General features: G+C 66.9%; 1 protein-coding gene. It reads right to left on the minus strand.

Going from position 1 to position 1,060, the window contains the following annotated elements:
• Positions 1 to 1,053: IS630 family transposase (locus tag M3185_RS16935; protein WP_251334841.1), on the minus strand; the 1,053-nt coding region annotated here is incomplete at its 3' end.
• Between the last annotated feature and the right edge of the window lie 7 nt (positions 1,054 to 1,060).

Genomic DNA, 1,060 nt, shown 5'->3' on the forward strand with positions numbered 1-1,060 from the left:
GATCTGGCGGTTGGCTTTCTTCAGGACCTCATCGGGGGTCTTGGTCCATACGAAGGGGTGGCAACGGTCGTTCCAGCCGGTGACGAAGGCCCGGATCTTGGCGTTGAGCTCGGGTACCGAGGCGACATCGGCCCGGCGCAGGGCCTGGCGCTCAATGATGGAGAACCACACCTCGACCAGGTTCAACCAGGAGGCCGAGGTCGGCGTGAAATGGACGTGGAACCGTGGGTTTTCCGCCAGCCAGGCTTTCACCTCGGGGGTCTTGTGGGTGGCGTAGTTGTCCATCACCAGGTGCAGTTCCCTCTCCGGGTAGGCCCGGGCGAGGTGCTTGAGGAAGGCCAAGAACTCCTGGCGTCGGTGCCTGGGCTTGCACGCGGGCCTGACGTGGCCGGTGGCGAGCTGCAGGGCCGCGAACACGGTTGAGGTCCCGTGCCGTACATAGTCGTGGGTGCGGCACGCCGGCTGGCCAGGCTGCATCGGCAACCTCGGCGCGGTGCGTTCCAAGGCCTGGATCTGGGACTTCTCAGCCACGCACAGCACGACCGCATTTTGAGGCGGGGCCAGGTAGAGCCCCACGACGTCGACGACCTTGGCGACCAGTTCGGGATCGGTGGAGAACTTGAACGTGCCTTCACGCCACGGGGCCACCCCGTAGTCGCGCCAGGCCTTGGCCACCGTGGAGTTACTGATCCCCAGGTGAGTGCCCAGCAACCGGGAAGACCAGTGAGTGACGCCGTACTTCTTCGGCGGCGGTCTCAGCGTGGCGGCCACGATCGCCCGGTGGTCCAGGACCGGCGGCCGGCCCGATCTCGGCTCGTCCGCCAGCCCGGCCACCCCGCGGGCTTCATATCGATTGCGCCACTCGAGCACTGTCGGTCGCGAGACCCCAAGCTTTTCCGCGATCGCAGTGTTCGATTCCCCGTCGGCGGCCAGCAGCACAATGCGCGCCCGCTGCACCAGCCCGGCTCGCACCGAGGAGGACCGCACCAGCCGAGTCAGCTCCGCCCGATCTCCGTGGCGCAACAGCAACGCCGGCGCCGGATGATTCGCCATACTCCAT

This window comes from Kocuria rosea (assembly GCF_023715525.1).
GTDB classification, from domain to species: Bacteria; Actinomycetota; Actinomycetes; order Actinomycetales; family Micrococcaceae; genus Kocuria; species Kocuria rosea_A.